At 53.8% G+C, this 24,759-nt stretch carries 25 protein-coding genes and 2 pseudogenes; 18 read left to right on the top strand and 9 right to left on the bottom strand.

What is annotated here, in order from left to right; genetic code table 11:
* The first annotated feature begins 82 nt into the window (after positions 1-82).
* Positions 83-973 (top strand): oxidoreductase, encoded by an 891-nt coding sequence (locus G0034_RS05545; protein ID WP_179120595.1) that lies wholly within the window; start codon positions 83-85, stop codon positions 971-973.
* Here the strand turns inward: G0034_RS05545 and G0034_RS05550 are convergent.
* The gene (locus tag G0034_RS05550; protein ID WP_014882884.1) at positions 970-1,764 is read right to left on the bottom strand and encodes an AraC family transcriptional regulator; all 795 of its coding nucleotides are present in this window, start codon (positions 1,762-1,764) and stop codon (positions 970-972) included. The two genes, G0034_RS05545 and G0034_RS05550, sit on opposite strands and share 4 nt — an antisense overlap.
* 76 nt (positions 1,765-1,840) lie before the next feature.
* Between G0034_RS05550 and G0034_RS05555 the strand changes: the two genes are divergently transcribed.
* The 11 genes from G0034_RS05555 (at position 1,841) to G0034_RS05605 (ending at position 13,431) form a co-directional block, all read left to right on the top strand.
* Positions 1,841-3,823 (top strand): FUSC family protein, encoded by a 1,983-nt coding sequence (locus tag G0034_RS05555; RefSeq protein WP_179120596.1) that lies wholly within the window; start codon positions 1,841-1,843, stop codon positions 3,821-3,823.
* Positions 3,816-4,031, top strand: a complete 216-nt coding sequence (locus G0034_RS05560) for a DUF1656 domain-containing protein (protein WP_014882886.1) — start codon at positions 3,816-3,818, stop codon at positions 4,029-4,031. The genes G0034_RS05555 and G0034_RS05560 overlap by 8 nt, the downstream gene beginning before the upstream one ends.
* Positions 4,028-4,912, top strand: a complete 885-nt coding sequence (locus G0034_RS05565; protein ID WP_179120597.1) for an efflux RND transporter periplasmic adaptor subunit — start codon at positions 4,028-4,030, stop codon at positions 4,910-4,912. The genes G0034_RS05560 and G0034_RS05565 overlap by 4 nt, the downstream gene beginning before the upstream one ends.
* Before the next feature lie 51 nt (positions 4,913-4,963).
* Entirely contained in the window at positions 4,964-5,401 is a 438-nt protein-coding gene (locus tag G0034_RS05570; RefSeq protein WP_179120598.1) for a DcrB-related protein, read from the top strand.
* 17 nt (positions 5,402-5,418) lie between these two features.
* Positions 5,419-9,615, top strand: a complete 4,197-nt coding sequence (locus G0034_RS05575; RefSeq protein ID WP_179120599.1) for an RHS repeat-associated core domain-containing protein — start codon at positions 5,419-5,421, stop codon at positions 9,613-9,615.
* A gap of 7 nt (positions 9,616-9,622) precedes the next feature.
* Positions 9,623-10,066: an SMI1/KNR4 family protein gene (locus tag G0034_RS05580; protein WP_032628744.1), complete on the top strand. Its 444-nt coding sequence runs from the start codon at positions 9,623-9,625 to the stop codon at positions 10,064-10,066.
* A gap of 356 nt (positions 10,067-10,422) precedes the next feature.
* On the top strand, positions 10,423-10,989 hold the full coding sequence (locus tag G0034_RS05585; protein ID WP_050863423.1) for a hypothetical protein: 567 nt from the start codon (positions 10,423-10,425) through the stop codon (positions 10,987-10,989).
* Between the two features lie 155 nt (positions 10,990-11,144).
* Positions 11,145-11,729: a hypothetical protein gene (locus G0034_RS05590; protein WP_080361091.1), complete on the top strand. Its 585-nt coding sequence runs from the start codon at positions 11,145-11,147 to the stop codon at positions 11,727-11,729.
* A gap of 159 nt (positions 11,730-11,888) precedes the next feature.
* Positions 11,889-12,275 carry a hypothetical protein gene (locus G0034_RS05595; RefSeq protein WP_045134287.1) on the top strand — a complete coding sequence of 129 codons (387 nt, stop codon included), beginning with the start codon at positions 11,889-11,891 and terminating at the stop codon, positions 12,273-12,275.
* A gap of 443 nt (positions 12,276-12,718) precedes the next feature.
* Complete coding sequence (locus G0034_RS23290; protein ID WP_230679501.1) at positions 12,719-13,027, top strand: HNH endonuclease signature motif containing protein; 309 nt, start codon at positions 12,719-12,721, stop codon at positions 13,025-13,027.
* Positions 13,027-13,431: an SMI1/KNR4 family protein gene (locus tag G0034_RS05605; protein WP_179120600.1), complete on the top strand. Its 405-nt coding sequence runs from the start codon at positions 13,027-13,029 to the stop codon at positions 13,429-13,431. The genes G0034_RS23290 and G0034_RS05605 overlap by 1 nt, the downstream gene beginning before the upstream one ends.
* A gap of 468 nt (positions 13,432-13,899) precedes the next feature.
* On the opposite strand, the gene G0034_RS05610 is transcribed toward G0034_RS05605, so the two are convergent.
* The 5 genes and pseudogenes from G0034_RS05610 to G0034_RS05625 all read right to left on the bottom strand — a co-directional run bounded on the left by G0034_RS05610 (position 13,900) and on the right by G0034_RS05625 (position 16,625).
* Positions 13,900-14,373, bottom strand: coding sequence for a GNAT family N-acetyltransferase (locus tag G0034_RS05610; RefSeq protein WP_179120601.1), 474 nt, complete (start codon positions 14,371-14,373; stop codon positions 13,900-13,902).
* 168 nt (positions 14,374-14,541) lie between these two features.
* Entirely contained in the window at positions 14,542-15,132 is a 591-nt protein-coding gene (locus G0034_RS05615; RefSeq protein ID WP_014882897.1) for a hypothetical protein, read from the bottom strand.
* A 131-nt stretch (positions 15,133-15,263) separates the two neighbouring features.
* Positions 15,264-15,681, bottom strand: a pseudogene (locus G0034_RS05620) (helix-turn-helix domain-containing protein).
* Positions 15,678-15,987, bottom strand: a pseudogene (locus tag G0034_RS23295) (type II toxin-antitoxin system HigB family toxin). The pseudogenes G0034_RS05620 and G0034_RS23295 overlap by 4 nt, the downstream one beginning before the upstream one ends.
* An 80-nt stretch (positions 15,988-16,067) precedes the next feature.
* Positions 16,068-16,625 carry a nucleotidyltransferase family protein gene (locus G0034_RS05625; RefSeq protein WP_048996277.1) on the bottom strand — a complete coding sequence of 186 codons (558 nt, stop codon included), beginning with the start codon at positions 16,623-16,625 and terminating at the stop codon, positions 16,068-16,070.
* Between the two features lie 299 nt (positions 16,626-16,924).
* Between G0034_RS05625 and G0034_RS05630 the strand changes: the two genes are divergently transcribed.
* Positions 16,925-17,263 (top strand): hypothetical protein, encoded by a 339-nt coding sequence (locus G0034_RS05630; protein WP_088127041.1) that lies wholly within the window; start codon positions 16,925-16,927, stop codon positions 17,261-17,263.
* A gap of 141 nt (positions 17,264-17,404) precedes the next feature.
* Here G0034_RS05630 and G0034_RS05635 read toward each other — a convergent pair whose 3' ends face one another.
* Together G0034_RS05635 and G0034_RS05640 are read right to left on the bottom strand one after the other, a co-directional pair.
* A complete protein-coding gene (locus G0034_RS05635; protein ID WP_088127040.1) occupies positions 17,405-17,860 on the bottom strand; it encodes a hypothetical protein in 456 nt (151 codons plus the stop codon).
* 294 nt (positions 17,861-18,154) lie between these two features.
* Positions 18,155-19,039, bottom strand: a complete 885-nt coding sequence (locus tag G0034_RS05640) for a LysR family transcriptional regulator (protein WP_014882912.1) — start codon at positions 19,037-19,039, stop codon at positions 18,155-18,157.
* Between the two features lie 119 nt (positions 19,040-19,158).
* Here G0034_RS05640 and gstA point away from each other — a divergent pair, with 119 nt between their 5' ends.
* From gstA to G0034_RS05655, 3 genes are all read left to right on the top strand, one after another.
* A complete protein-coding gene (gstA, locus tag G0034_RS05645) occupies positions 19,159-19,764 on the top strand; it encodes a glutathione transferase GstA (RefSeq protein ID WP_023336874.1) in 606 nt (201 codons plus the stop codon).
* Positions 19,765-19,975: 211 nt separating this feature from the next.
* Positions 19,976-20,794: an AraC family transcriptional regulator gene (locus G0034_RS05650; RefSeq protein WP_088127039.1), complete on the top strand. Its 819-nt coding sequence runs from the start codon at positions 19,976-19,978 to the stop codon at positions 20,792-20,794.
* Positions 20,795-20,869: 75 nt separating this feature from the next.
* Complete coding sequence (locus tag G0034_RS05655) at positions 20,870-21,232, top strand: cupin domain-containing protein (RefSeq protein ID WP_014882915.1); 363 nt, start codon at positions 20,870-20,872, stop codon at positions 21,230-21,232.
* Positions 21,233-21,297: 65 nt separating this feature from the next.
* Here the strand turns inward: G0034_RS05655 and G0034_RS05660 are convergent, their stop codons facing one another.
* Positions 21,298-22,179, bottom strand: a complete 882-nt coding sequence (locus G0034_RS05660; protein WP_014882916.1) for a LysR substrate-binding domain-containing protein — start codon at positions 22,177-22,179, stop codon at positions 21,298-21,300.
* A gap of 105 nt (positions 22,180-22,284) precedes the next feature.
* Between G0034_RS05660 and budA the strand changes: the two genes are divergently transcribed.
* Together budA and alsS are read left to right on the top strand one after the other, a co-directional pair.
* Positions 22,285-23,064 (top strand): acetolactate decarboxylase, encoded by a 780-nt coding sequence (gene budA, locus G0034_RS05665; protein WP_014882917.1) that lies wholly within the window; start codon positions 22,285-22,287, stop codon positions 23,062-23,064.
* Entirely contained in the window at positions 23,036-24,757 is a 1,722-nt protein-coding gene (alsS, locus tag G0034_RS05670; RefSeq protein ID WP_269836736.1) for an acetolactate synthase AlsS, read from the top strand. The genes budA and alsS overlap by 29 nt, the downstream gene beginning before the upstream one ends.
* Positions 24,758-24,759 lie beyond the last annotated feature (2 nt).

The raw sequence follows: 24,759 nt of genomic DNA on the forward strand, positions 1-24,759 counted from the left end.
TGTTGAGTATAGACAACGACGTGGCGCTCACTTTTCAGGGTGGTATAACTGTTAGCAGGCTTAGCGAAAAGGGGAGTTAATCATGTCTGACAATCCAGTGATTGCGCTGATAGGTCCCGGTGCGATTGGGACCACCATTGCCGCGGTGCTGCATGATGTGGGCCGCACGCCGCTTTTGTGCGGACGTACCGCACATCCGGAATTACGCCTGCGTTATGACGAGGGCGAAACGGTGGTACCCGGTCCGGTCTTAACCGATCCTGCCGTCATTACGCGTCCCGCCGATCTGGTTTTTATCGCGGTAAAAACGACGCAAAATGCCGACAGCGCCGGATGGCTGCGCGCGCTGTGCGATGAAAACACCGTGGTCTGCGCCCTGCAAAACGGCGTGGAGCAGAAAGCCCAGCTTGAGCCGTGGGTCAACGGCGCAACGGTGCTGCCGTCGGTGGTCTGGTTCCCGGCACAGCGCGAGCCGGATGCCTCCGTGTGGCTGCGTGCCAAACCGCGCCTGACGCTGCCGGAGGTGCCGCAGGCGCAGCGGGTGGTGGATGCGCTTCTCGGTACGCGCTGTGAAGTGGAACTCTCGGCAGATTTCGCCACGGTCGCCTGGCGCAAGCTGCTGCAAAACGCGGTCGCCGGGCTGATGGTGCTGGCTAACCGCCGCGCCGGGATGTTCAGGCGTGAGGACATCAGCGAACTTGCGCTGGCCTATCTGTGCGAGGGGCTTACCGTTGCCCGCGCCGAGGGGGCGAAGCTTGACGATGCGGTGGCCGGGGAGATCCTGGCGAACTTTCAGCGTGCGCCTGAAGACCTGGGCACGTCGATCCTGGCCGATCGTCAGGCCAACCGTCCAATGGAGTGGGATATCCGCAACGGCGTGATCCCGCGCTATGGCCGCAAACACGGGATTGCGGTGCCCATCAGCGACGTGGTGGTGCCGCTACTGGCGGCGGGGAGCGAGGGGCCGGGTTAACGGCCGCTGTTTTTCCGTTCGGCAAAATAATGCGCGGGTGTGCTGCCCATCGCTTTTCTGAACATGGTGATAAACGCATTCACGGATTCATACCCAAGCGTTGCCGCCACGTTCTGGACAGGTACGCCGCTGGCCAGCTCCCGCAGGGCAATAATCAAATGCAGCTGCTGGCGCCAACGTCCGAAGCTCAACCCGGTCTCGCGTTGCATCAGGCGCGCAAACGAGCGCTCGCTGAGGGCGAGCCGTTTCGCCCAGTCTTTCAGGGTGCTTCTGTCCTCAGGGCGGCTGACCAGCGCGTCGGCCATGGCGCGAATTTTCGGGTCGGTCGAGACCGGCAGGCTGAGCTTCTGCTGCGGCATGCTGGCGAGCTCATCCAGCGTGACCCGGGTCAGTCTGGCGGCGTGGCTGTCGGGAGGATAATCCACGCCTTCGCGCGTCAGGCGGTCTACCAGCTCCGTAATCAACGGCGAGATCGCCAGGGTGCAGCACCTCTCCGGCAGCGCCGCCGCGCCGGGCTCAATAAACAAATAGTTCAGATGCGCGTTCCACGTCGCTTTCGCGCTGTGCGGGATCCCGCCGGGGATCCAGACTGCGCAGTCTGGCGGCACGATCCAGATGTCATTCTCCGCGTAACAGCTGACCGCGCCGTAACGGGCAATAATCAGCTGGCCCTTGCGATGGGTATGCACCGGCACTTCCGCAGCGTAGTCCACAAAGTCCAGATGACGCGCCACGGCAGGAGAGGCGGTAGAGTCAGGGTCATACAGCGTATTAGCGGATTGCGGCTTCATGATTCTGGCAACATTTAGGTATTTTTTGACAGAATAGAGTATTTAAGCGGGTCTGCAAGCCGGTAATAATCCCGGCATGAATAAAATCTTCTCTCATCACGTGCGTCTCCCCGCCACATTGCGAAACGATGCGGGCGCGCTGATCTACTCCGCGAAGAGTTTTGCCGCGGCGATGCTGGCTTACTACCTCGCGCTGTCGATAGGTCTCGAACGTCCTTCATGGGCCATTATTACGGTTTACATCGTATCGCAGACGTCGGTCGGGGCGTCGCTGAGCAGAAGCCTCTACCGGCTGGCCGGGACCGTGGCGGGGGCCTGCGCGACCGTTCTGATCGTGCCCATCTTCGCGAATATGCCGATCCTGTGCAGCGTGGTGCTGACGGGCTGGATCACGTTCTGCCTGTGGCTCTCCCTGCTGGAACGCACGCCCCGGGCCTATGCCTTCGTGCTGGCCGGTTACACCGCGAGCCTGATTGGTTTTCCCGCGGTATCCGATCCGGGTGGCATTTTTAACGTTGCCCTCGTCCGCGTGCAGGAGATCGCGATTGGGATTTTCTGTGCGGGGCTGATTCACCGCTACGTGCTGCCCGCACGCGTATCAGGGCTATTCAACGCGAAATTATCCCAGACGCTACAGGCCGCGCGCGGTCGGGTGGCGGACACCCTGGCGGGTAAACCCGGCGCGGCTTCCGGCCCCCTGCATCTGGCCCTGGCGCTGCAGTTCCTGCAGGGGATAAGCCACCATGTTCCGTATGATTTTGCCCTGTCCGCTCCGGTGCGGCAGGCCAGAAAAGCGATTCACGATCGGCTGGCACGGCTCGCGATCGTCAACTGTGAACTACACGATCGCTTGCTGACGCCCGGAATTCTGCCCGCCGACATGCAGGCATTGCGGGAGGATGTTCAGGCCTGGCTTGCCGCTGAAGACGCGGGTGCCAGCAGCGCGGCTGAGGCGTTGCGGCTCCGCTGTACGCTTCTTATCGATCGGTATGCCGCGCATGCGCTGACGATTGACGACGCGCTGCAGGTCAGTTTTATTCGCTACCTCTCAGAGGCTATCGCGCTTCTGGAGCAGTGCGAGCGTCTTTCCGGGGCTATCCACCACGCAAAACCTGCGTTTGGGGAGATGCAAACCCGCGCGGCAAAAGGGTACGTTTTCCACCGCGACCCGCTTACCGCCGCCCGCACGGCGCTGGGGGCTTTCGTCATCATTCTGAGCGGTTGTCTGGTCTGGATTTTCTCTGCGTGGCCGGATGGCGGTACGGCGGTCTCTATCCTTGGCGTCTGCTGCACGCTGTTTGGCAGTTTCGACACGCCGGCGCCCCACATCGTGAAATACATCATTGGCTCGTTCTGGGGCGTGGTGATTAGCCTGCTCTACAGCTTTGCGCTGCTGCCGCAGGTAAGCGATTTCCCGGTGCTGGTGGCGGTGCTTGCTCCGGCGTATCTGCTGGCCGGGTCGCTTCAGGCGCGCCCGCCAACCACGTTTATGGCGATGGGCATCACCCTGACGCTGCCCATTCTGTGCGAGCTGGGCGCGCACTACAGCGGCGACTTCGCCGTCGCGGCTAACACCGCCATTGCGCTCTTTGCAGCGACCGGCTTTGCCGTCATCAGCATGAGCCTGATGCAAACCGTGCAGGCGGACGCCGCCATCACGCGTCTGCTGAACCTCTGCCAGCGCGACATTCGCCGCAGCGTGAAAGGCACGCTGCGGGTCGACGAAACGCACTGGATCAACCTGATGATGGACCGAACTGCCCTGTTGCTGCCGCGTTTGCAGCGCAGCGAGCGTGCGCCAGAGCAGGCGCTTGAAAGGCTTTTGCACGCGCTGCGCCTGGGGCTTTCAGTCATGCATATACGCCGCAGTGACACACCGCCCGGCTGGGAGGTTGACGCGCTATTTCATCGGATAAACGCCGCTGACCGCCACGCCTTAGGCGAACGCATTACCGCCATCATCGAGCAAAACCTGCCTGCCGCAGATGAACCTACGCGCCAGTTTGTCTTCAGGCTGGTGGATCTTCACTGTGCATTACGGGGGCCAGACCATGGTTAACGATATTAATATCGGCGGCGTTTTTATTCCGGGGCTGCTGATGGCCGCCCTCGCGACGCTGGTCTGCACGCTGAGCCTCGTCGCGCTTTTCTCTCTCAGCAGGGTCTACCGGCGCTTGCCGTTTCGCCCGCTGATGGATGTTTCAATCTGGATTGTCATCTTTTACCTGCTGATGCAGGGCCTGATCGCGTTGGGGTTATTGTCATGAAATCACTGCTCTCTTTACTGGCTCGCTATGCGCTGACGTTAAGCGCCGTCGCAGCGGCCACGCTGCTGGCGTTTATGATGTGGAAACACTACGCGCAAACGCCGTGGACCCGCGACGGCCGCGTCCGGGCGGACGTAGTGCAGATTGCGCCGGACGTCTCCGGGCCCGTCATCAGCGTGGCCGTGCGGGACAACCAGTGGGTGAACCGGGGCGATGTACTCTACGCCATCGATCCGCGCTGGCTCAGGCTGGCGGTGGCCAGCGCGCAGGCGGATGTGGAATCGAAACGCCATGAGATGCTGATGCGCCAGGACGCGGCCCATCGCCGCACGCTGATTAAAAACGCCATTTCGAGCGAGGATGTGCAGCAAACCGGCAGCGCGGCGAACGTCGCGGCGGCCAATTATCACGGCGCGCTGGCCGCGCTGGATCTGGCAGAGCTGAATCTGGCGCACGCCACCGTGCGTGCGCCGGTCTCGGGGTACGTTACGCACCTGCGGCTTCGGCCCGGAGACTACGCGACGGCGGGGGAGACAAAGGTCGCCATCGTCGATGCCCACAGCTTCTGGGTGGTGGGGTATTTTGAGGAGACTAAACTGCGCCATATTCGCGTCGGGGATGCCGCGCAGATAGTGCTGATGGGATACGATCCGGTCATCACGGGGCACGTGGAGAGCATCGGGCGTGGGATCGGGGACAGCAACGACGAAACGGGCGGGCTGGGGCTGCCCGACGTCGAACCCACCTTTAGCTGGGTGCGGCTGGCGCAGCGCGTGCCGGTGCGTATTCATATCGACAGGTTGCCGGAGGGGGTTGAGCTGGTGGCGGGGCTGTCGGCGAGCGTGGCGGTGGGGCGAAGATCTGGGGATAGTCAGCTTTAAACACATATGCGAAACTTACCGCTTCTGAAAATATGTGGTGGGACCCGCTCAATGTCAGAACCAACTTCGCAGTGCCTTTTCAGTGAAGGTCTGATCGATTTTCCTGAAGGTTATCAGGATCGTACCGTCAACGTCTTCGCGCCGCCCGCAGCGGACGCGCCAGCGTTCAACCTCTCCCGTGATGCCCTCAACGCTGGCGAAGCGCTTGCCGCGTACATCGATCGCCAGCTCGCCCTGATGGAAAAACACATCAAGGGATGGAAGCAGGGGGAGCGCAGCGCCGCTACGCTGGGTGACGGCCTTTCACAGGGTGAAACCGTCCATGCCAGCTACCTCCGCGACGGCAAACGCATCTGGCAGCAGCAGGCCGTGTTTAACGTCGACGGCAATAAAATTCTGGTCTTCACCATGACCTGCACCCGCTCGCCGGGCGATGCTGACCGCGAGCTGTTTGGCGATCTTCTCAGGAGCTTTCGCTTCCACCATTAACATCAGGGATCGTTGTTATGTTTGAAGCTGCACGCGTAGGTGATGATATCGGCCACTCCGGTGCGCTTGCCGGGATGATTGCCGGAACGATTGTCGGCGGCCTGATTGCCGCCGCCGGGGGCATTCTGGCGGGGGCGATGTTTATTGCCGGACTTGGCGCATCCTGCCTGGGCGTGGGCGTCCTGCTCGTCGGCGCGAGCCTGGCCGTGGGGTACTACACCGGGGAGCTGGCGACCGCCGCCCGCGACAGCATCGCGGACGCCGGGGCATCCAGTATGACGAAGAAAGGCGTCATCACTTCCGGCTCGCCCAATGTGTTTATCAACGGTAAACCCGCCGCGCTTGCCACCGATAGCACCGTCGACTGTTCTGACGACGGCTCGCAGCAGATGGCCGAAGGCTCTAAGCGAGTCTTCATTAACAGCCAGCCTGCGTCCCGCATCGGGGATCGTACCACCTGCGACGCGAAGGTGATGACCGGTTCGGACAACGTCATCATCGGCGGCGACCCGCAGCAAACCCTGCCCATTCAGTCTGAAGTCCCCGAGTGGCTGTATAAAGTCTCCGATCTTACCCTGTTGTTCGCCGGCCTGCTCGGCGGGTGGGGCGGTGCCGCTGGCAAAGTTGGGGCGCTGTCTAAGCTGCTGGGGAAAATTCCCGGTATCAATAAGCTGGCCCGTATCGCCTGCCGCGCCGGCACGCTGATGACCGGCGTTGCCGCCGCGGGGATCATCGCCCGCCCGGTGGATATCGTCAGCGGACAGAAGTTTCTCAGCGGGGATGATGAGCTGGACTTCGTCCTGCCTTCCCGTCTGCCGGTGCGCTGGCAGCGCTACTGGCGCAGCGGCAACCCCGGTGACAGCGTGCTGGGCCGCGGGTGGAGCCTGTTCTGGGAAAGCCGCCTGGAGCCGTATCAGGACGGGCTGGTGTGGCGTGCACCGTCCGGTGATTACATCGCCTTCCCGAATGTCCCGAAAGGGATGCGCACCTACTGCGAAAGCGAAAAAAACTGGCTTGAGCACCACTCTGACGACAGCTGGTCGGTCTATGACGTCAGCGGCGAGCGCTGGCACTATGCGCCGCTTAAGGATGATGCCCCGTCGCTGCTCCAGCGCATCTCTGAACCCTGCGGCAACGCTATCCTCTTCGAGTGGAATGCGAATAATACTCTGCATGCCCTTACCGACAGCGCGGGCCAGCGCGTAGTCTGCCGCTACGACAATGACAGGCTTGCCGGTGCCTGGCTGGATGACGAGATCTGCCTGGTCAGTTACGCTTATGATGAACAGCGCCAGCTGGTCTGTGTGACCGGCCGGGGCGGTAGCGTGCGCCGACGCTTCCGCTGGCAGGACGGGCTGATGAGCGCCCATGAGGACGCCAACGGCCTGCTGAGCGAATACCGCTGGCAGGAGATTGACGGCCTGCCGCGCGTGGTCGGCTTCCGCCACAGCGGCGGCGAACAGCTGACGTTTGAATACGATTTTGATAACGGCACCCGCCGTGCGACCCGCGAAGACGGCGCGCAGGCGCACTGGCTGGTGGACGACGACGACAACGTTGCGCGCTTCACGGATTACGACGGTCGTCAGACGACGTTTGTTTACCGCGACGGCGAACTCTGCGACGTCATTCTCCCCGGCGGTGCGATGCGCCGCAGCACGTGGGACAAATACGGCCGCATGACCAGCGAGACGGACCCGGCGGGCCGCCGTAGGGAGTATCACTGGTATCGCCTGACCGACCGCATCACCCGGACAGTGTATCCGGACGGTACCTCATCGCAGGCCATGTACGACCTTCGCGGTCGCCTGCTGTCGGAAACGGATCCGGCCGGTAACGCCACCGCGTATGACTATCCCGATGATCAAGAAAACCTGCCGGAGAGCATCACCGACGCCATTGGCGGCGTGGTGCGTCTGGTCTGGAACCACCAGGGGCTGCTGACGCAGCGCACAGATTGCTCCGGCAGCGTGACCCGCTTTACCTACGACCGATTCGGGCAGCTGATTGCCAGCGAGGATGCGGAAGGGAATATTACGCGTCGGGAATGGAGCCGTGCCGGGCTGCTGAGCGCCGTGATCCACCCGGACGGCAGCCGTGAGTCGCTGGTGTGGAACGAACGCGGTCAGCTCACGGGCTGGCGCGACCCGCTGGAAAGCGAAGTGAGCTGGGCCTATAACGCGCTCGGCCTCCCGGTCAGCCTTACCGACCGAATTGGCCGCGTGCGCCAGTGGCGCTATGACCCGCGCGGTAACCTGTTGCGACTCGATAACGGCAACGGGGCGGAATACCGCTTCACCTACGACGCCGTGGGCCGCCCGCTCAGCGAAACGCGTCCGGACGAGACCGTGCGCCATATGGAATGGGACGCGCGAGGGTTCCTCTGCGCGCTCGAAGAGAACGGCCGGCCTGCCGCCGACGGCGGCATCGCCCGTCGCGTCCAGCAGTTCAGCTATGACGACAGCGGGCTGCTGATCGGGCGCACTCAGCGCCACGCGGAGTACCGCTACTTCCGCGACCTGAGCGGCCAGATTACCCGCATCCGCCGCACGCCAACCGCAGAAGGCGTTGCCCTGGGTATCGAAAGCGATGAGATTGTTTACCGGCACGATGCCAACGGGCGCGTGCTGAGTGAATCCGGTATTAACGGCGCGGTGGGCTACGAATGGGATGCCCTGAGCAACCTGACCGGCCTGACGCTGCCCGGCGAGCAAAAGCTGGCCTGGTTGCACTACGGATCCGGCCACGTCAGCGCCATCCGCTTCGGGCAGCAGCTGGTGACCGAGTTCACCCGCGACCGCCTGCACCGCGAGGTGCGCCGCACCCAGGGCGCGCGCGAGCAGCTCCGTCAGTATGACAGCCTCGGCAGACGCACCCTTCAGCGCAGTGAGCTGAACACGGACGTGACCCTGCCGGAGAAGGCGCTCCTGGAACGGCTGTATCGCTACACCGCGCGCGGTGAGCTTTCCGGCGTCAGCGACACCCTGCGCGGTGAGGTAGATTACGGCTACGACGCCGAAGGTCGTCTGCTGAAGCACTACGAGGCCCGCCAGGGGCACAGCCGCGCGCAGTTCAGCTATGACGCCGCGGATAACCTCGCCGCCAGTGACGATGCGGCACCGGTCACGGATAACCGCCTGCAGCACTGGCAGGCGCTGTTCATGAAATACGACCACTGGGGCAACCTGGTCAGCCGCCGCAACGGGCTGTATGAACAGCATTATGCGTATGACGCCGAGAACCGTCTGGTATCCGCCCGGGGAACCGGGCCGGAAGGGCGGTTTGAGGCGCGCTATCACTACGACGCGCTGGGCCGCCGCACGCGCAAAATCGTCACTACGACGCACGGCACCACCGAAACGCGCTTCCTGTGGCAGGGCTACCGGCTGCTGCAGGAGCAGCAGGAGAGTGGGCTGTGCAACACCTATATCTACGACCCGAATGAAGCCTGGAGCCCGCTGGCGCGGGTGGATCATCTTCGTGACCAGAACAGCGGTGAGATTTACTGGTTCAACACCGACCTGAACGGCGCGCCGCTGGAAGTGACCGACGAGCGCGGCGCGGTGCGCTGGAGCGGCCAGTACGGCAGCTTTGGCGAGGTGCGCCATCAGAGCGAAGGGTTCTCACGGGTTGCGAATCGCTCGGCGATGGCGCACCAGCCGCTTCGCTATGCTGGGCAGTATTCTGATGGTGAGACGGGGCTGCATTATAACCTGTTCCGCTACTACGACCCGCAGGTCGGGCGGTTTATTGTGCAGGATCCGATTGGGTTGGCGGGTGGAAACTTAAATTTATATAACTATGCCCCTAACTCTCTGTTATGGATAGACCCTATGGGTCTGGCATTGAGCGGCGTTGACTTTAGTGGAAGCCCATCACTTTATCCTGTTACTGGGACACAACGAAATATCGTTGAAATTACCCTTCAAGGATCAAGGGGGCGGGATTTCACAGAAGCCTACAAACTTGCAGGCATAAGTGAAGCTGATGCAAGCGAATATACATGGCATCACCTTGATGATTTTGATCCAAAAACAGGTAAGTCAACTATGCAGTTAGTCACGACTGAGGCGCACAAAGCATCTTTCCCACATAAGGGGTCTGTATCTCAGTTCGAAAAACATTTTGGAGTGAAGTATGGCTCTCCTGAAGCTATAAAAATATCTCATAGTAAAGGATGGCTGAGAGGTCGTATTCCTAAACATTGTCAATAGGAGAGAAATGATGATTAAACTTATAGATTCTTCACCTGCTGTATCTGCTAATGAGCTAGGCAAGATCGAAGTTTCGCTGGGCGTAACTTTTCCTAATGCCTTAAAATCTTTATGGCTTATAAGTAATGGTGGCATACTGGACGAAGGTCGTCGTGTTTATCAAAGTGAACACTACGAGAATGATATAAAATATTTCTTACCTATATTACATACTAAAAGTTCAGGCATATTAACTGTTGATGATTACTATAAGGATTTAGTAGTTAACAAAAAAATTCTTGCAGAAAATTTTATACCATTCGCAATTGATGGAGGTGGGTTTCCCTATTGTGTTGGGATAAATGATGGTGCAGTATATTTTTGTGATTTGGAAAATCAGGAGGAGATCTATCTTGAGCCAGATTTTGACAGTTTTATCGGAAAAATAATTCCTGAAGATGAAGCATGGTGATACAGGTTCTTACCCTCGTAAGAGGGTGGCTTTGTTGATCACTACTTTTTACAGGGGGCTTCATTGATGCATTGATGGAGTGCCCAATTATTTCATTGATAACATATTTCCTTTTCTGCTGACTTGGTATAAGAGATGCTAAATCACGTTCAGACTCCAGGCTTTATTAAATCCATTAGTCGGTAAAGAAAATAAACTTTTCCGGCTTTTATTAATTTGTTTTTCAATCCTACCTAAAGAGACGTACATTGTAGTTGATCATAAATGTGACTTAAAGATGCTAAGAATTTTTACGCTGAAATTGTTATGGGAATTAGGAAAGAGAAAATGTACTTTTTATGGGGTGAGTTGAAGAAATGATTAAAGATAACCTGATCTCTAAAATAAGTATCTTTTCTGATGGTAATGTCATTGGGCGGATAGGTGGAAATGTCCCTGAATTCTTTTTAGATAAACTAGGTGATATTCAGGGACATAAGTTTTATTTGACAGTTCAGAATCCTGATGATGGACATGAGTATATTACGATACTTATTCCTGAAGGGCATGAGGATATGATTGATAACAATATCTACCCCAATTGTTCAGTAAAAGTTTTTACGCATCCGTTTTCTGATGAAAGCAATAATGATGCATTTACGATAAAACATATTAATAAGGCAGTTATTGTTGGGTATGATAAGGTTGAAAAGGAAGAGTTTGACTTTATCACTAAAACCGAAGATGCAAGGTTAATACAATCGGAAGATTATTATTTTGATGCTTTGCAAAAAGATGGTTATGAATTTTTCATGCAGATAGATGAAGATTATTATCCAGATGCATTGCTTGATGGTGATTACATCTTTGGTTACGGTGCTTTGTATTTGTATAAAAATATATCTGGCGGGAATATCGTGGCTGGTTTTTGGCAGTGCTCGTAAAGATAAGTGATTAATAAAAGCTGGATTAATGTTAATTATTTTCGGCTGATATAATACAGGTTGTTTTTTATTCAGAATGCATTTACTTTCTTATTTTTTAATTAGTTCTATAAAAATTTTTTTAATTTAATTGGTTATTGCTGAGGGCTATATTTATGGATGCGTCTGATACTATTATTAATGAGATTGAAAAAGCATTAAAACAACTTATTTTCATTTGCAATAAATACTCGCTTTCAGGGATTTTCAGCACCGTCAATGATCTGGACAATGCCTTCCCGTCCAACTTACCTCGTTCGACAGAGGTGGAATTTTTATATGAAAATTATAATCCTGAAAAATTAAAGATTGAAACAGGCTTCACGCCATTTAAAATTCACTCTGTGAGTGAGATCTCGAAGGCTCAAAATGGATATGAGTACTTGCCAAACAATTACCTGGTTATTGGTGATGATTTAGGTGGAGGTAAACCTATAATTGCAGTTGTCGATGAAGATAACACTCCTGTTTATGCAAGTTATGATGTAGTTGAACCTTTTAAAATAGCTGATAGTCTCTCTGGATTTATATTTTCATTAGCTGAGCTTATTGATTTAGTATATGGTAAATACGATATCTTTGATATAGCAGATGATAATGACGAAGTAAAGGATGATTTTATTGATGAGTTGCGGAAAAGAATTGTACCTCTCATCGGTAATGAAAGTTTTAATGCGTTTTATAATTATTTTTATGGGTAAATTCTTTTCGTTCAAAAGAGAGTTAGCGATAATGTTATTTTTTTTGCGAAGGGGTGCTCTCTGTGATTCTTACAGATATTTTATGCAAGATTTTAAAATGGTTATGCTGTGTATTTATTTAATTGAATTAATTATGATGAATGAAAGGAGAGGGATTCTATGCAGACTACGCGAGTAATGGGAGAAGGATATGAACCTTACGTTGAGCAATTAGGCGACAAACTGATTTATTCATTACCTGTTGAATCGGGATTTGTCAGCTTTTATTTTAAGTTTGATATTCGTCAGACCGATCTTGACGTCCTGCTGTCCGATCATTACCGGCGGGCCGTCATGGAAGTGACCGCACACACTCTGCTTCAGCACTCGACGTTGAAGGGACACAAACGATTTACTCAGAACGATTTTGATAACCTTATTGCCACTACCCTTCATGCATCGCAAGAGCATCTTAGCGCATTCATTTCTCAGATTAATCGGGAGCACAATATTTCGATTGAACATTATGTGAATGACATAGTGAATAAACGCATTACTAAAGGGTGAAAAGACCGATTCCAGATAAAATCAATATTCATCTTAGAATCACGCTTTAACTACAACTCTTTTCAACCTCTTACTTCCCTAAGAGGCCAAATCGATTTCGTGATAACTGAAGAATGCTGCGAGGTACATCATCAGAGCGAAGGATTCTCACGGATTGTGAAACACATCAGCCGTTTCGCTATGCCGGGCTATAAGCTGACGGTGAATCTGGACCGTACTATAACCTGTTTCGCTGCTATGACCTACAGGGCGGTCGGTTTATTGTACAGGATCAGTTTTGGTTGAATGGTGGATGAAACCTTTATCATTATGCAGCTAATCCTTGGGGATGGATTGAGCTGCTGGGTCTTGCCATCGATCCAATCGCTAAGCTTAGTGAGCGTGGATACAGTACTGTTGATCAAACCCCTACAGGTGGGCTGGATTATTCGGGAAGTAATGACTTGTATAATAAAGCTGGCATTAATCCTGTTGTTTATATTGAATATACCGGAGATTATTTGCAAGATTTACATGCTGCAAATACAGAGGCTGGATTGAATCAAAAAACTACGCCAAGTGTTTATGTTTGGCATCATCTTGATGATTATAATCCTGAAACTAACAAAGGGACTATGCAATTGGTTAAACAAAGTGCTCATCAGGTAATTTCGCATACTGGTGGCGTAAGTCAGTACAAAGCTGCCACTGGAAATGCCTATATCCATCCAGCCAGAAACCGTGCCCGCAGATCAGTTGGAGGAAAATGCTAATGTACCTTACTGATTCAGAAAAGAAACTGACTGTAGACGAAATAAACGCGTTCAATGCGTACTTTGATTATCATCTTCCTTCATCATTTCTTGATTTTTATCTTAAAAATAATGGTGGATATCCTCACAATAATGAAGAGGGTAATCCTTTTATACTTGGCGGTTTTAACCCTATAAAATATGGTGACCTGCCAATTGAGCAACTCTATCATGACCTTATCGAGTCATTTGGCGAGTTAAGGAATATGGTTCCTTTTGCTTATGATGACGGGGGGAACACTTTTCTATTATCTCTCAAATCTGATGATTCATTAGGGAGAGTGTTTATTTTTCTGATGGATGATAAAGAGGTTGAGTTGGTCGCTGATTCGTTCTCGATATTTTTAGAAGAATTATTTGCATGAAAGTAAAGAGGCTGTTTCTAAAATTATCGGTGGTGAGGTTTTCTTTTTGGAAACTCAAAGTCAGAGTCTGGCTTAAATATTTAAGTTCAGTCATTAATTTTAGATTTTATAGATTTATAACCCGGCTTATGCCGGGTTTATTAATAGGGTATGGTAACTATTAAATTTTCATATCCGATAACAGCTTTGCCTCAAAGAACTGATGCATAACCTAATATTATTTATGGTTATGCAGAGCCGTTTCGTGCAGATGGCACAATTGTTGAGCCAACTTCAACGGCGAAAAGAATAGCTGCGTCACTTTTTTCTTAACACCTGGTTGAATTCCATCCTAATCAATTCCCCACAAATGTCCCTACCGGCACGCCAAAACGCTTCGCCAGCGCGCGCATATGCTCCAGCGTTAATGTCGGGGTCGTGCTCGACAGTGGGCATTACCTCGACGGAATTCTTTTTAATAAGCGCCGATTAAATAGCGCGCTTCATCATCACGTAATCGCCAAAGATAACATCTGGCTCCCAGCCATCGTTTTTATAAAACGCAAGGGCAGGCAAGTTTTTTTGATAAACACCCAGCTTCAGCGTTTTAATATTTAACGCATTGGCTGCCTGATAAAGTTGCGCCATTATACGTTTAGCCAGGTATTGTCGGCGATATGACGGAGCAATAGCAATCGTTAACTCAGGACCCGAAATCCCAGGTTTGTCCCCTTCGGGGAAATTCCTGAGCCAGGCAGCCCCTGCTGGAGTTCCATCTGTGGATTCCGCAATAATACCCACCTCGCCCGCCTCAGGGAAATTTTCTATATATGCATATGAGTGGGGAGAATTTTCAATGTTATCTATGTCAAATGTTTGTTCAGAGGCTATCGTTGCTTCATAAAGCATCTGCACCATAAAAGGGCGATCTTCTGCTGTAATTAATCTAAATCTAAAATCCATTTTCAGTATCTTCCATAACGTATTGTACCCAATTGGCTTAAGGCGCAAGCGATACATGCCATCTGTGATGATCTCAACGTATAAGAAGGTTATTTACAATCAGCTGGCGGTTTGAGTCCAAATGGCATTAGCGTTGCTGATAAACGCTGTAACGTTTTCGTTAGCATCTCACTCCAGCCCTTCAATATTCGACTTAAGTGCCTTCAGCGTTCTTTTACGGATCCAGCCGCTGCCTGCCCGAATGACCAGCCAGTAAGCTGTCATTTTTAGCTGAGTGCTTCTGTCGGGACAATAAACAAAGGTTTCCGTGGAGAGCTCATGTTGGCCTGGTGCGCGTTCCGTTACCTGATAGCGCAGCAGCAGCTTTGCTTTACCCGCAGCGACTGGCGTCTGAAAAGCGCTGGCATCTGGCATGTTTTCAAGGTTGAAATCTGTACGCCAGAATTGTCCTCTTAACCCGTAACAGATCTCTGACGCTGATTGGGTCAAAAGGGTAAAACTGTGCAACCCAAAGTTACTCATCGACCCGGCCTGTTTATTCCGTAATAATTTTTTCGGTATTTGCCGCAAAGACATTAACCGCCGAATCACGGCATCCTGACGAATGTCAAAGTTTGCAATCAACGGCAGAATATTTTCAGGGTGGGAAGTGTGGATGACCATTTGGTGTTTTTCATGAAACTGGAACTGGGGGAGAAAAGCGGGAACATCCTGCCAGTTAGCAAGCGCTTTGCGGGTAACGAATCCTGGGTTCAGCATCTCTTATCCTTGTCACTCCTTGAGTTCAGCCAGAGTAACAGATGGTGTGCCGCAGACAATTACCAGGAAAAGGGAGTGGGGAAGCGTTACGATGTCTTCATTAATTCCCTGTCACCTTAACCTGCTTTCGATCAATTCCCCACAAACGCGCTCACTGGCAATCCAAAACGCTTCGCCAGCGCGCGCATATGATCCAGCGTTAACGTGCGCTGTCCGTTGAGGATCCGACTCACCAGAGACTTCTTGCCAATCTCGTTCTCAAAGTCGCTCTGAGTGAGTTGGTACTGATCCATCAGCGTTCTCAGCAGCGCAACACCTGACGGAATGCTGGCAGCGCGCGCGTTAAATTCTGCAAACTCCGGGGACTCGTTTTCGTACTTATCGATTTTGGCTGTGCAATTCTACCAGCGGGCTATCGGGGTCATGCTCAATCAGATACTCCACAAGTGTCAGCGCATCCTCATAATCTTGTCGTGACGGGCTTGATCCCAGGAAAGGGAGCTCGTTTGTCAGATCATTTGCCGCTTTGATGGCTGCTGCATAATTCATTCTTTCGTTCTGCGGTAGAGGTCCGTGAGCTTGTCACACTCTGCGTGTGTGCTGATGTGTTTGATGACGATCTTTCCCCGCTCAAAATCAGCAAAAACATTATCCGTAAAGGCCAGCCACCTATATCGATGACCTGCCCGTTTTCCCGATACTTTATCCTGTCCAGGTTGGAGAAGCGCTTTCGCATATAGTCTGGTGTCGGTAGTGCTCTATTTTTAGTACCCGATAAAGATCGTTTGCGGCGACTGCTTGATTTGGAAATTGTCTGGTGGCCAGAGTACAAACACTGAATGAGGTGACTGTGATAGATATGTCCGCTTTGTGCCAGTAGCGGACTGTCAATCATACAATCGAACCGCAAGAAACGAGATATGTGTATATTGTGGTTATAAGGAAACGATGAGCTGTAACCTGGGATAACGTTCCAACCATTGCTTTGCAGTGACTCGTTGTTTAAAAGAGTCCAGCTTTTCACGTTCAAATGCAGGAGTCGGTCGTAAACGCAGTTCAAATAAGTCAGAAAGTCCATAAGGTGCGGCGATATCGAGACCTTCCTTCCCCAATCTGACAGCTACGGCCGTAGCTGTTTCAGGCCAGTGCAGTAGAGCATTTCCCGTTGAGGTATAGGGATGATCACCATTACGTTGATGCATTCTGGCTTGATTCTTCACCGACCAGTCTAACGAAGGTAATTGTTGCCTAAGCCTGTCTTCCAGGTAGCGATCATGGTCTGGGTTGCAGTACTCACAGTCAAACCAGACGACATCTACATCACCAGAAACAGGACTTAACCCATACCCATGTAAGTGATCCCAAACAGCGTCTCGTACAAATCCCGCTCCAATCCAACCATCATTGAGTTCCAGTTCTCGAACTGCATATAGGATCTGCATTCTTACAGGGTCATCTGACAATATTTTCTGCAATGACGTTTGGTATTTCATTCGAACCCCTGTCGGAAACAGTAATTCACTGGGGGAAATATTATCAGCATCCTCATGTCCATGTCCGCTCCTCGCGGACCTTTTGCTGGGTCAGTTCGTCCGCTCCGTGTTGGGAGCGGGCGTTTGTAGTTCATGAAACATACCTTATAATGCGGTTTGGTTTCGTTGGCCATTTCACTGGAAGAAATAAGAAGCTCCATTGTGTTATCTGCTGTCGCCCAGCATGTCAGTTGGTGCTATATTAACTTAATGAATTTATTAGAATTCATCCCCTTAATCATGTATGTAGAAAATAAAGAATGAAAAGACTGCTGATATTGATTCTTTTAGGGTATTCCTGTGTATTACAAGCCAAGTCAGTAATGCGTTGTGAGGGCGACAAAGAGGTCATCTTCGACAAAGAACGGGCAACTATTGTTTATGAAGGGCGTGTTTTTGAAAATGCATACCAGAGAACGTTGAGTGGGATGGTCATAATCGCCGGTACTGACGATCTAGGATATGAAGGTGAATTGTTGTTTTCGAGAGCCAAAGATGTTGGTTCATGGAGCTTCAATATCAGCGAAAGCGAGGAAATGACCCCTCCAGAAGCTAAGTCACGGAAAACGATTTTATCCATAAATTGCACTCCACAGTAGGATGGAGGGGCGGGCGTTACTATTGAACTGCCATAGTTCCGCTCCTCGCTCTTATCAGACATTCAACAAACAAAATTGCATTTTGCGTAAGGACGACATCCTGTTTTTCATCAAGCAGAACCCGGCCCTTCATCATCCGCCTCAATGCGCCGTAATATAAGGCTCCTTCACAAACTCCGCCAACAGCCAGACCATATCATGCAGCAGCCCCGTGAGTTCTTTCGCCACGCTCATAGGCAGTGTCTCGCCCGCCAACGCCAGCGTTAACGCGACGGCATAGTCCACTTGTAGCGTCGTCTCCTGCCAGCAATCCGGCACGCAGGAGGTCATCTTTTCCCCTGCGATCAACTGTTCAACCAGATACGACGGCAGTTCAGCATCACAGCACTTCCGCAGCCGCTTCAACGCAGCCAGTAATCGCTTGCAGAGCGTTTTAACCGTCACCGCGTCGTCAGTGTCCACCAGCACGCTGACATAAGCGGTACAGGCATCGACCAATTCAAAGAGATCCGCAGAATCGGAAATTGAAGTATTGATAAGGTGATGAACTGCGCTTTCTTCACAGAACGCGTAAGAAACTTCAGGGGTAGTAGCCATTTAGCATCCTCTTTGTCCAAAATAAGTCATGTTATGCTAACGGGTTCCTACGCCTGGTTACGGATGCGCCGCAACGCAGGCACTTTAAAACCGCGAAGAAGGGAAGAAAAGCGATACACCTGGATTACATAAGGTTGCTTGCAGGTTTGCGAGGCGGCTTCCAGAGCAGCATTGCCGGGTGGCGGCTACGCCTTACCCGGCCTACAACGCCGCCAATCAGCTTACCCGCGACACGAACCGTGGGCCCGCGCAAGCGCAGCGCCGCCGGGAACTGTTTGCACCGCGGTTACGCCTTCACGCAGATCTTTTCATTTTGAGCAACCCTTCTAATAACGCCTGCGTTGCCTGGGAAGATTTTCCCGCCGCCGAACAAACCAGCCCAAATTCCCGGCAGAGTGAAGGCGTCACGGGCACGACGCACAACCCGCGTAATTCACCAGGCAGGGCGGATTCTGGTATCAGCGTGACGCCCATGCCTTCGCGTACCAGCAAGCAGGCGCTGATCCAGTCGCGGACGGTCACACGTACATCAGACAGCTGCAAACCAGCCTGTTCCATCAGGCTTTCTCCGTTGACGGCACAACCGCCCGTGGCGAGCACGAAGGGCTGGTCCGCCAGTTCCTCAAGCGTGATGCCGCGCGAACGTACATAGCGAGCCTGACGGTGACTGGCCGACAACACCGCGACCCATGCATCTTGTCCTAAGATCGCTTCAGCACGTCCGGGAACAGGGTTCATGACCACACCCACATCAACCGTATCTGCCGCCAGCCACTCTTCGACCTCCTGGTCCGTTCCTTCGAGTACGACCACCTCAATTTCAGGATGCAGGCGCTTAAAGTCGCGCAGCAGTCCTGGCAAAAATGTGGCTGTCACCGAGGGAAAACTGGCAAGACGAATGCGCCCGCCACTCAGCCCCCGGCTCTTATCCGCGAGTACGCGGATGGCGTCCAGCCGCGCCAGCATGCTCCTTGCTTCTTTGACCACCCGTTCACCCTGGGCAGTCACGCCGACGTGGCGTCGCTCACGCGTGAATACCGCAAATCCTAATGAAGCCTCTAACTGAGCGATCGCCTGGCTGGCACCCGATTGCGTCATGCCGACCTCTTCAGCGGCACGCGAAATATTACTGGCATCGGCCACGGCAACCAGTAAGCGCCAGTGTAAAAGATTCATCATATTTATCAGTAGCTCAGCTAATGGCTTATTTATGGATCATTAATTTTACAGCGAAGGCGGCTTTAAGCACAGTGTATTCAAACCGAAGTGTCACCCCTCACAGCTTTAACGGAGAGATTATGAAACTCTATTACGCCCCGGACACCTGTTCACTTTCACCCCATATTGTGCTTCGCGAACTGGCGATTGAGTTCGAACTGGTTAAAGTAGATAACAGAAGCAAGCTTACCGCTGACGGGCGCGACTTCCTGACCATCAACCCCAAAGGTTATGTCGCCGCGCTTGAACTGGATGACGGGAAAATCCTGACCGAGGGGCCAGCCATTTTGCAGTATCTTGCAGACCTCAAGCCAGAAAGCGGGCTGGCACCGCGAGCAGACAGCTGGGAGCGAGTGCGGCTTCAGGAATGGCTTAACTTTATCACCAGCGAAATACACGCGGGATCGGCACCTCTTTTTAACCGCCAACTGCCCGAAGAGGTCAAATCCATTTTTCGTGAGAAGCTGTTCAGGCGGTTCTGTTTTCTTCAGGAGACGCTTTCCGCAAACGCTTATCTGACAGGCTCGTCGTTCAGCGTGGCGGATGCCTATCTTTTCACCGTGCTGGGATGGTGCACGTTCTTCTCAATTGAACTGAACGACTGGCCAGCACTACTGGCATTCAGAGAAAAAATCAGTACCCGCCCCGCAGTGCAGGCCGCAATGCGTGCGGAGGCGAAAGTCTAGTTCTGCGTATTCCGCCGCATGGAGTAATGCCTGAAGCAGGAGTCTAGTGAGGATGGGGAGCCAGGATGCGTTAGCATCCTGTCACTCTGCATCTGATTGCCCTGCGCTGAGAGGGTGCTCTCCGACCCCGCGATGCCTACAACGACTTTCCAAACTCCACTCGATGCGTTTATGGTGTTGTTTCACCCTCACTGGGCATCAGGTGTCAGCTATGTCGAATGCAAAAGCCAACAAAGACTGGGTCAGACTGGCGCAACAACCCGGAAAAATAGAGCGCATAGAGGCGTATTTCAGCGGACATGGCTATGAGCCGCATCGTCATGACACTTACGCCATAGGACGGACCTTATCCGGGGTGCAGAGTTTTCACTATCGGGGGAGTAAACAACATAGCTTGCCGGGCGGGACAATGGTCCTGCACCCTGACGAAATACATGACGGAGAGGCGGGAACGAACGACGGATTCCAGTATCGGATGCTGTATATCGATCCGGCGTTAATTCAAAAAATCCTGGGCGGAAAGCCTTTGCCGTTTATTCCCGGCGGCATTTCATCCGATCCCCGGCTTTTTGCAGCGACCGAACCGCTGTTAAAAGCGCCAGAAGAATCTTTCGATACGCTGGAAGAAGACGATGCGCTCTACGATCTCGCCCACACGCTGGCCGTTGTGGGAGGGCAACGTTTTCGCCGGAATTGCGTGGATTATCACTCCGCAGAACGCGCGCGCGAATATATACACACTGAATTCATTCAGAACATTACGCTGGATACCTTATCCGCCGTAAGTGGCAGAGGTCGCTGGAGCCTGAGTCGGGACTTCCGTGCGCTTTATGGAACGAGTCCTTATCGCTATGTGACCATGCGTCGTCTTGAGTACTGTCGGCGCCTGATTCAGGCGGGCCTGTCGCTTGCTGAGGCTGCCGTTGCTTCGGGATTTTCAGATCAAAGCCACATGACTCGTCAGTTCATCAAAACGTTGGGTATGTCACCGGGGCGTTGGCAAAAATTCATCAAAGGTAACCCTGCCTGACTTGCACGATCGTTCAAGACCGGCACTCCGACCTTATTCTATCCTGGACGTTTCTCAACCATAGGGAATGTCACCATGTATCAACCTGTTAATCTGGAAAATAAGTTTTCTCTCTTCGACGCACACTGGCAGCCGAAAGTCATCGCCCAGATGAACGACTATCAGTTTAAAATCGTCAAAATATCGGGTGATTTTATATGGCACGCGCACCCGGAAACCGATGAAGCATTCATCGTAGTTGAGGGTGTGTTACGTATTGATTTTCGTGACGGACATGTGCTCGTCAATCCAGGGGAAATGTACGTTGTGCCAAAAGGCGTTGAACATAAAACGTCTGCTGAAACAACGGTAAAAATGATGATGATAGAACCTTGTGGGGTCCTGAATACCGGACACGAAGGCGGGGATCGCACCGCAGAAAACGACGTCTGGATTTAACGACGGAGTCTATGTTGCCGGGTGGTGGCTACGCCTTACCCGGCCTACAAAAACCTATACAGCCGCTACCCCTCACTCATCATCGTCAAAAACCGCTTCACCGTCCGCGAACGCTCAAACCGACGCCAGCAGAGCGCGATATCGGTATAAAGTTCCGGTGAGTTCAACGCATGATAGGTGACATTCGGTGGAGAAATGGCCGCCATCGATTTTGGCACCAGCGCGAATCCGCCGCCCGCGGAAACCATGCTCAGCGAAGATGAAAGCTGTGACGCCTGCAGCGCGTGCTGCACGTCGATTCCGGCCCGCTCGCAGTAGCTGTAAACCCTGTCATACAATCCCGGCGCGACCTCCTGCGGGAACAGCACCACCGGTGTATCCCGCAGCTGCTCTAAGGCCAGCGAATCGCTCTCCGCCAGCGGATGGTCGCGATGCAGCGCCACCACCATCGGCTCGCGGTCGAGAATTTTGATTTCAAACATCTTGCTGCTTTCGCACGGCAGGCGCACGAAGGCGATATCCAGTTCACCGTCCGCCAGCATCGTCGTCAGCGACGACATATTCGCTTCTACCTGATGAACCTGCACCGCCATGTTCTGCACCTGAAACTGACGGATTAGCGCGAAAATCTGAGGATGAAAAGCGTCGGAGCTGGTGATGCCTATCGACAGGCTGCCGTTCAGCCCGCGCGCGATGCCGCGCGCTTTCTCCAGCGCGGCGTCGCTCAGCGCCAGGATCTTACAGGCGTCCTCATAGAAGGCTTCTCCCGCCTCGGTCAGCTCTACGCCTCGCGTCAGACGCCTGAACAGCGGGGTGCCCACTTCCTCTTCGAGCCGTTTGATCTGCTGACTCAGAGGTGGCTGTGAAATGCCCAGCGCTTTGGCTGCTTTGGTGAAGTGTCGCTCGCGTGCAACCGCGACAAAATACCGCAGATAACGAAGTTCCATATCTAAAACGTCTCAAACCAGCATGGTTTCTATATTGGAACTCTCTGCTGAATCGGGTCAACATTTATTTAACCTTTCTAAATAAAGTTGAAGAGGACGAGCATGATGATGCATTCATCTGCCTGCGACTGTGAGGCCAGCTTGTGCGAGACCCTGCGTGGGTTCTCCGCCCAGCATCCTGACAGCGTGATCTATCAAACATCGCTAATGAGCGCCCTGCTAAGCGGCGTCTACGAAGGTGAGACCACCATCGCCGATCTGCTGGCACACGGTGATTTTGGCCTGGGTACGTTCAACGAACTGGATGGCGAAATGATTGCCTTCAGCAGCCAGGTATACCAGCTGCGTGCCGACGGCAGCGCCCGGGCTGCGAAGCCGGAACAGAAAACGCCGTTCGCGGTGATGACCTGGTTTCAGCCGCAGTACCGTAAAACCTTTGATACGCCGGTCAGCCGTCAGCAGATCCACGATGTGATCGACCAGCAAATCCCGTCCGATAACCTGTTCTGTGCGTTGCGTATCGACGGTAATTTCCGCCACGCCCACACCCGCACCGTACCGCGCCAGACGCCGCCGTACCGGGCGATGACCGACGTGCTGGATGACCAGCCGGTGTTCCGCTTCAACCAGCGCGAGGGCGTGCTGGTCGGGTTCCGCACCCCGCAGCATATGCAGGGCATTAACGTGGCCGGTTATCACGAGCATTTTATTACTGACGACCGTCAGGGCGGGGGACACCTGCTCGACTATCAGCTTGAGAGTGGTGTGCTCACCTTCGGCGAAATTCACAAGCTCATGATTGACCTGCCCGCCGACAGCGCGTTCTTACAGGCCAACCTTCACCCGAGCAATCTGGATGCCGCGATCCGTTCCGTCGAAAACTAACAGGAGAACTACCGTGAACAGTGAGAAACAGTCACGTCAGTGGGCGCATGGCGCCGATATGGTTGTCGGCCAGCTGGAAGCGCAGGGCGTGAAGCAGGTATTCGGGATCCCGGGGGCGAAAATCGACAAAGTGTTTGACTCCCTGCTGGACTCCTCCATCGAGATCATACCCGTGCGTCACGAAGCGAATGCGGCGTTTATGGCGGCAGCGGTAGGGCGGTTGACCGGTAAAGCCGGGGTGGCGCTGGTGACCTCCGGCCCCGGCTGTTCCAATCTGATCACCGGCATTGCCACCGCCAACAGCGAGGGCGATCCGGTGGTCGCCCTGGGCGGGGCGGTCAAACGCGCGGATAAAGCGAAGCTGGTGCACCAGAGCATGGACACCGTCGCCATGTTCAGCCCGGTGACCAAATATGCCGTCGAAGTCAGCTCGCCGGACGCGATTGCCGAGGTGGTATCGAACGCGTTTCGCGCCGCCGAGCACGGCAGGCCGGGGGGCGCGTTCGTCAGCCTGCCGCAGGATATCGTCGACCAGCCTGCGACGGGGACGATTTTACCCGCCAGCGGTGCGACGCTGATGGGTCCGGCACCGGAGTCTGCGATTAACGACGTGGCGAAGCTTATCGAAAACGCTAAAAACCCGGTCATTTTACTTGGCCTGATGGCCAGCCAGCCCGCGAACAGCGATGCCCTGCGTAAGCTGCTGGAGAAAAGCCGTATCCCTGTCACCAGCACCTATCAGGCCGCCGGGGCGGTGAATCAGGAGCACTTTACCCGCTTTGCCGGGCGCGTCGGCCTGTTCAATAACCAGGCGGGCGACCGGCTGCTGCATCTGGCGGATCTGATTATCTGCATCGGCTACAGCCCGGTGGAGTACGAGCCGTCTATGTGGAACAGCGGCGACGCCACGCTAGTGCACATTGACGTGCTGCCTGCCTATGAAGAGCGTAACTACGTGCCGGATCTTGAGCTGGTGGGGGATATCGCCGGAACGCTGAACCTGCTTGCCAGCCGGATCGAGCATAAGCTGGAGCTGAGCCAGCGCGCCTCTGAAATCCTGGTCGATCGTCAGCATCAGCGGGATCTGCTCGATCGTCGCGGCGCCTCGCTCAACCAGTTTGCCCTGCACCCGCTGCGCATCGTGCGCGCCATGCAGGACATCGTCAATAACGACGTGACCCTGACCGTGGATATGGGCAGCTTCCACATCTGGATCGCCCGCTACCTTTACAGCTTCCGCGCGCGTCAGGTGATGATCTCCAACGGCCAGCAAACCATGGGCGTTGCCCTGCCGTGGGCGATTGGTGCCTGGCTGGTGAACCCGGGCCGCAAGGTGGTATCGGTCTCCGGTGACGGTGGCTTCCTGCAGTCGAGCATGGAGCTGGAAACCGCGGTGCGCCTGAACGCCAACGTGCTGCACATCATCTGGGTGGATAACGCCTACAACATGGTGGCGATCCAGGAAGAGAAAAAATACCAGCGCCTTTCCGGCGTCGAGTTCGGCCCGGTCGATTTCAAAGCCTATGCCGATGCCTTCGGCGCGAAAGGCTTTGCCGTGGAGAGTGCTGAAGCGCTCGAACCGACGCTGCGCGCGGCGATGGATGTCGATGGCCCGGCCGTGGTGGCCATTCCCGTCGACTACAGCGATAACCCGCTGCTGATGGGCCAGCTCCATCTCAGCCAGATTTTGTGACT

It is taken from the genome of Enterobacter sp. T2, assembly GCF_010692925.1.
Lineage (GTDB): Bacteria > Pseudomonadota > Gammaproteobacteria > Enterobacterales > Enterobacteriaceae > Enterobacter > Enterobacter kobei.

Coding starts and splice junctions, on each gene's coding strand:
- G0034_RS05545 (WP_179120595.1), top strand. CDS start 83: ATGTCTGACAATCCAGTGATTGCGCTGATAGGTCCCGGTGCGATTGGG.
- G0034_RS05550 (WP_014882884.1), bottom strand. CDS start 1,764: ATGAAGCCGCAATCCGCTAATACGCTGTATGACCCTGACTCTACCGCC.
- G0034_RS05555 (WP_179120596.1), top strand. CDS start 1,841: ATGAATAAAATCTTCTCTCATCACGTGCGTCTCCCCGCCACATTGCGA.
- G0034_RS05560 (WP_014882886.1), top strand. CDS start 3,816: ATGGTTAACGATATTAATATCGGCGGCGTTTTTATTCCGGGGCTGCTG.
- G0034_RS05565 (WP_179120597.1), top strand. CDS start 4,028: ATGAAATCACTGCTCTCTTTACTGGCTCGCTATGCGCTGACGTTAAGC.
- G0034_RS05570 (WP_179120598.1), top strand. CDS start 4,964: ATGTCAGAACCAACTTCGCAGTGCCTTTTCAGTGAAGGTCTGATCGAT.
- G0034_RS05575 (WP_179120599.1), top strand. CDS start 5,419: ATGTTTGAAGCTGCACGCGTAGGTGATGATATCGGCCACTCCGGTGCG.
- G0034_RS05580 (WP_032628744.1), top strand. CDS start 9,623: ATGATGATTAAACTTATAGATTCTTCACCTGCTGTATCTGCTAATGAG.
- G0034_RS05585 (WP_050863423.1), top strand. CDS start 10,423: ATGATTAAAGATAACCTGATCTCTAAAATAAGTATCTTTTCTGATGGT.
- G0034_RS05590 (WP_080361091.1), top strand. CDS start 11,145: ATGGATGCGTCTGATACTATTATTAATGAGATTGAAAAAGCATTAAAA.
- G0034_RS05595 (WP_045134287.1), top strand. CDS start 11,889: ATGCAGACTACGCGAGTAATGGGAGAAGGATATGAACCTTACGTTGAG.
- G0034_RS05605 (WP_179120600.1), top strand. CDS start 13,027: ATGTACCTTACTGATTCAGAAAAGAAACTGACTGTAGACGAAATAAAC.
- G0034_RS05610 (WP_179120601.1), bottom strand. CDS start 14,373: ATGGATTTTAGATTTAGATTAATTACAGCAGAAGATCGCCCTTTTATG.
- G0034_RS05615 (WP_014882897.1), bottom strand. CDS start 15,132: ATGCTGAACCCAGGATTCGTTACCCGCAAAGCGCTTGCTAACTGGCAG.
- G0034_RS05625 (WP_048996277.1), bottom strand. CDS start 16,625: ATGAAATACCAAACGTCATTGCAGAAAATATTGTCAGATGACCCTGTA.
- G0034_RS05630 (WP_088127041.1), top strand. CDS start 16,925: ATGAAAAGACTGCTGATATTGATTCTTTTAGGGTATTCCTGTGTATTA.
- G0034_RS05635 (WP_088127040.1), bottom strand. CDS start 17,860: ATGGCTACTACCCCTGAAGTTTCTTACGCGTTCTGTGAAGAAAGCGCA.
- G0034_RS05640 (WP_014882912.1), bottom strand. CDS start 19,039: ATGATGAATCTTTTACACTGGCGCTTACTGGTTGCCGTGGCCGATGCC.
- gstA (WP_023336874.1), top strand. CDS start 19,159: ATGAAACTCTATTACGCCCCGGACACCTGTTCACTTTCACCCCATATT.
- G0034_RS05650 (WP_088127039.1), top strand. CDS start 19,976: ATGTCGAATGCAAAAGCCAACAAAGACTGGGTCAGACTGGCGCAACAA.
- G0034_RS05655 (WP_014882915.1), top strand. CDS start 20,870: ATGTATCAACCTGTTAATCTGGAAAATAAGTTTTCTCTCTTCGACGCA.
- G0034_RS05660 (WP_014882916.1), bottom strand. CDS start 22,179: ATGGAACTTCGTTATCTGCGGTATTTTGTCGCGGTTGCACGCGAGCGA.
- budA (WP_014882917.1), top strand. CDS start 22,285: ATGATGCATTCATCTGCCTGCGACTGTGAGGCCAGCTTGTGCGAGACC.
- alsS (WP_269836736.1), top strand. CDS start 23,036: ATGCCGCGATCCGTTCCGTCGAAAACTAACAGGAGAACTACCGTGAAC.